Source organism: Dyadobacter sp. SRI_021, assembly GCF_057586235.1.
This window is the reverse complement of record NZ_JBYCZM010000031.1, coordinates 1-5,799: the sequence shown is the minus strand read 5'-3', so window position 1 is coordinate 5,799 and position 5,799 is coordinate 1. Positions and strand designations below refer to the sequence as shown.

The following is a 5,799-nucleotide window of genomic DNA, read 5'->3' as shown; positions in this document are numbered from 1 at the left end:
CCAGGGAAAACTTAAACCAACGCTTGCCAAAGGGACAACAGACAAAGAAATTGACAACGATGCAATCAGTCTTGAAAATCAGGCTGTAATCGCTTTTCAAACCGGGGCATCGGGTATTAACATTCATGACCTGGATTTCGGATTTCTGCCTGAAAACATAAAAGCCAGTGATAAGGCGACATCTGAGGATGGGCAGCTGGTAGCATATCCCAACCCGGTTATAAGCCATTTGAAAGTCGAAGCGAATGCACTTGCCAAGGTTGCCACATTACGACTTACCGACATGTCAGGCAGAATACTGCAAACGCATCGGATTAAGGCGAAGGAAGGCATCTATAAAGTCAATTTGAATGTGAGCAGTATCGGAGCCGGGAATTACATAGTAAGCCTTGATGAGAACGGGGCAATCCGAAGTGCATTGGTGCTGAAGCAAAGGGATTAGAATGAACCAAAGCGCTCATATAGAATAGTACATGTTAACCATTTGTCATTTTTAATGCCTTTTTCTCTAAGTAAGGATGGTAAGTTTTTATTACAGTTGTTTTTCCGTTGATAATAAGACTATGTCAGTCTTAGCAAAAGTTTTCAAAATTTGCTTTTTGTTATTTTTTTCCGTTCAGCTTTTTGCCCAGATCCCACGGGCTCCCCAGTCCATACAAAGCCCTACAATGGCTAATTTGGGATCATATGGGAATATTCCGGTATCACTTTACACAGGGAAGCCTGAGATTAGCGTCAACCTGCACACGTTGTCGGATCAGGGGATTGAAATACCTATTGCGCTTGATTATGACGCGACTGGTATCCGACCGGACGCACATACAGGGTGGGTTGGTTTGAACTGGAATCTATCCACTAACTATGCAGTAACCAGAACTATGAGGGATGGCCCTGACGATTATAGCCGGAAAGATTCACGAGGAAAGCTGGGCTATTACTTTACAGCACATTTGGTTAACGATGAAGATTACCCGTGGGATGAGGAGAGCGGAATGAAGTCAATCGTTGATAACAGCGCATTAGGGTACGACATGGAGCCTGATGAATATTATTTTAATGCACCCGGATTTTCAGGGAAATTCTATTGGGGACACGACGGGCAATTTAAAGTGCAATGCGACAGGCCTGTGAAAGTCGAATGGATATCGACCAACTTCGATTCGTATCCCCCATTTTGGCCCCCAACAGGAAGTCAGGTTGATAAGCCAAGCATTTGGTTGAACCAGACAAAATATCGGGAACATGCAAAGGGATTCTATATTACTGATGAATTTGGGACCAGATACGAATTTGGGGGAGACAATTCATATTGTGAATATGGCATTGACTTTTTTGCGCAGGCAACTGAGACGTGGGATGTTAATTCCTGGCATCTGAAACAAATCAAAAAGGCCAGTGGCCAGGTAATTGATTTCAAATATGAGAGAGGGGCCATGGTAGCCCAGATGTATTTTTCGATATATCATCAAGTCGTTAAGGGGTCTTCAGGGACAGGGACAAACTGTGCCTCCAATCCTGAGTTCAATAAAAACTATAGAGGATATAATGGGAAACTTGTTTCTCCACTATACCTTAAGGAAATTGTGAGCACTAATTATAAGACCGTGTTTACCTCAGTGCAGAGCACCGAGTTGAGGTATAGGAATGAGATTTTCGAAAACATCAACTATTTCAGGTACACCGCCCCAGGTGCTACAGGCCGTGCGCTGGATGTAGTTCCCTATCTCATTCCTTGTTTTCTAGAAAGGACGCGCCCAGATGCTGGTTGTTTCGATACTGAGCCGTCCGTGGCTGATTTGGTAGCCACCCTTCAGTGGCGAAAATTGGATAGGATTCAAATTCAAAAGCTCGATGGAACGACGGTAAAGGACTTTCACCTGAAATATAATGATAATGCATCGGAACGGTTAATCCTAAAAGAAGTACAGGAAAAGTCGGGCGATGCTTCCCTTCCTGCTTATGTATTCGACTATTTCAAGTTTTCAGGTATCACGCTTCCTGACTATGCAACAAATCACACGGATCATTGGGGTTTTTTCAATGGGGGTAAAGTAATCGAGCCAGTAGATTTCGATTTACCATCACCCGAGTATGCGGCATTTCGGGAACCCCGAACCGATGTAACTTATGGCAAGATCGGGATATTGAACAAGATTGTATATCCGACGGGCGGAGTTACTGAATTTGAGTACGAGCAAAATACCTACGCTCAGGAACTGCAGGAGACCAGATGGCAAAGTCCACTTGAGATTTACACTGCCAACAAAGTGGCAGGTGGCCTTCGTGTGAAACAGATCAAGAGCTCCGATCCAAGTGAATCGATCCCTCAAGTTGTAAAGAATTTTGCCTACGTATCGGCATTCGACCCCAAAAACCCTACCGCGACGCGACTTTCCAGTGGCGTTCTGGGTGGGAAATCCAAATATTTATGGACCGACTATAAGCCGTATGCAGAGGGACAGTCCACTGTACGGTTTGATGTCTTCTCGACGCAGTCTGTGCTACCTTTTACAGAAAACAGTAGCGGATACCATATAGGTTATTCAGAAGTGGTAGAAAGCGACTCAAAAGGCGGTTGGACTATACATAAATTTTCCAATTTCGACAACGGCTATATGGATAGCCCGCCTTCGGCGTACCTTCAGGAAAGTAGTACAGCCTATCAACCCTTTAATAGTAAAGCTTATCAGAGAGGAAGAGAGCTTAGTACTGAACACTATGCTTCTAACGGTAATATTGTTTTCAAGACCGTAAATCAATATTCGCCGATCGGGGATATTATCAATTATTCCGCCAGGGCGGTAAGAACGAAATATACATTAGTCTGCCCGGCTTCAGATCATCGCCTTTATGAAGCAACTGCCTATCTGATAGACGTTCGTAAATTCCTGCCCTTCGAAGCAACAACTTATAGTTATGATCAGAATGACCCTTCAAAATACTCCTGGCAGGTAATCGCAACGGACTATAACCTGAATGGGCAAGTCCAGCGCGTATCTGCGACGGACAGCAAAACGCTCGCTGACAAAGTACAATTAACTTCGCCATCGAAGTTAGTTTACAATCGGCAAATTTTCACGGACTATACTTATTCCGGCGACTACGCTACCGGAGTTTTTCCTGACATGAAGCTTAAAAATATCATTGGGCTTCCCGTCGAGATAACTAAACGCCTTGCGGTGGTGAATTCCGGTGCATTTGCTTACACCCCTGTTGAATGGGAAAAGGTGAGCTATAAGGCGGTAGGTGCCGCGTATTTTCCGGAAAAAGTGGAACGAAAGCTTGGGGCAGCGGCGACGGCAACCATTGATATTGAATTTCTTACCTACGACGACAGGGGGAATCTGTTGACTTTCAAAGAAAAAGGAGGGGCTACTACAAAGTTGGAATATTATGGATTGACAGATGCCGATAAGATCAATTTGCTTAAATCAAGGACGGAGGCTAACGGGACAACGGTTTCGGCAAAGACTACTTATGACTATAAACCACTCGTCGGTGTGGAATCAATAACAGATCCATCCGGCAAGGTTACATGGTACAATTACGATAATTTCAACCGCCTTGCAGAAATACGCGAAGATAACGCAAGTGGTAATTTGATTAAAAGTTTTCACTACAACTACGCGAATCAGGGTAACTTCCAAAATGCTATTGTCGATAACCCAGAGGTAATTTTACCATCCACTCCTGGCCTGATTCCGGCTCCTGGCAGTACGTGCGGGGTAGTGAATAAGGTCCGTTTCCGCTGGCGTGGTACCGACGATAACACGCGTCTGAAGAATGCTGAGATCCAGGGTTCCTTGGACGGGTCATCATGGACGAGACTTTTTATTATCCCCGACGACGGAATTAATGACTGGATGACCTACACGTTTAGCAATTCGGTTGAATATAAGCACATGCGGTTTGTGTCGAGTACTAATGGATATGGGGAACTTAGGGAGCTGGAGTTTTACAGTGGAGATGTTAAGCTGAGCGGGACGCCATTTGGCTCGTCTCCGAATTTGGCGTCTAACCCATGGCAAAATGCCTTCGATGGGGATGCGGGTTCTATGTGGCATGGTGCGAACAAAGGCACAACAAATTTTGTGGGTTTGAGCCTTGGATGCGCGACGACGTGCGTCAGGCCTGATGTTTATAAAACAGCTGGTACGACGGTTTGTTCTTCGTCCAGCCAGCCGCAGACAGTTACATTGCTGGCCTCGGGTTGTCCTGGTAATGTAAGCTGGTACCGCAACGGGACGTTGATACCATCTGTGACGGCTTCCACCTACACGACCAATGAACCAGGTACTTATACGGCCAAATGCGCTTCGGGCTCCTGCACCAGCGACGCTTCGTCCAGGCTGGTGGTCACGCAAACAACTGGTTGTGATCCCACCAACGGCAATCAGTGCAATGCGAACCTGGTGAAATTATTGTGGCGGAATTACGACCATAACCGGTTGGGGGGAGCCACCATCCAGGGATCAAGCAATGGGGTGGATTGGGTAGTGCTTTACCAATTCCCTACCACAGCCTCTGCACCTGTTGGCACCTGGCTTAGCCAAAGTTTCAGCAACCCTAACAAATACCCTCATATCCGTTACAATGCGCGGGCTACGGACGGCGTAGGTGACCTTAAGGAGCTCCGTTTTTACTATCGGGACGCGAATGGGAATGAATATGCTTTGACGGGTACCGGCTTTGGTTCTGAACCTAATTTGGCTGGTCAGGGCTGGGCAAATGCTTTGGACGGAAGTGAGACCACCCAATGGCATGCCGAATTTGATCTTACAAAAGGCGGCCACCCCGGCAACAACAACTTTGTGGGTATCAGTCTGCCATGCGCGACCACGCTGATCACACCGATTTTGTATAAAAGTACCAGTGGGGACGTCTGCGCAAATGGCTCTCCGATCACGTTGACGGCCTCCGGTTTCAGCGGGCAATTGGAGTGGTACCTTAACGATGTGTTGATCACAGGCACACAGCCGGGCCAAACGCAGTATATCGCAACGGTCGCGGGGACTTACAAGGTGCGGTCTAAATCAGGCAGCTCATATAGCAGCTTTTCGAATACGATCGTGTTGAACCAGAAAGCCGGTTGCGTCCCTCCCAACCAATGCGCGGCGAACCGGGTAAAATTGCTTTGGCGGAACTACGACCATAACAGGCTGATCGGGGCCACGATACAAGGTTCCAGCAATGGGGTGGATTGGGTAGTACTTTACCAATTTCCATCGGCAGCACCGGTTGGCACCTGGCTTACGACAGATTTCACTAACCCGCAAAACTATCCCCATATCCGTTACAACGCGCGGGCTACCGACGGGGTAGGGGACCTCAAAGAGATCCGTTTTTTCAATGTGGATGGAAGTGGGAATGAAACTGCCTTGACCGGTACCGGCTTTGGTTCAGAGCCAAATTTGGCTAACCAGGGCTGGGCAAATGCTTTGGATGGGAGTGAGACCACCCAATGGCATGCCGAATTTGATCTCACAAAAGGCGGTCATCCAGGTAACGCCAATTTTGTAGGTATCAGCCTGCCGTGCGCGACCACGCTGATCACCCCGATTTTGTATAAAAGTACCAGTGGGGACGTCTGCGCGAATGGCTCTCCGATCACCTTGACAGCCTCCGGTTTCAGCGGGCAATTGGAGTGGTACCTTAACGATGTATTGATCACAGGCACACAGCCGGGCCAAACGCAGTATATCGCAACGGTCGCGGGGACTTATAAGGTGCGTTCCAAATCAGGCAGCTCATACAGCAGCTTTTCGAATACGATCGTGCTGAACCCCAAAGCCGGTTGTG

At 47.2% G+C, this 5,799-nt stretch carries 2 protein-coding genes; both read left to right on the top strand.

Annotation, left to right across the window (positions count from 1 at the left end; genetic code table 11):
- Positions 1 to 442 (top strand): T9SS type A sorting domain-containing protein (locus AC2YIT_RS32030; protein WP_487281922.1); only part of this gene is annotated, 442 nt, incomplete at its 5' end.
- Positions 443 to 1,823: 1,381 nt separating this feature from the next.
- Positions 1,824 to 5,799: hypothetical protein (locus AC2YIT_RS32025; RefSeq protein ID WP_487281921.1), on the top strand; the 3,976-nt coding region annotated here is incomplete at its 3' end.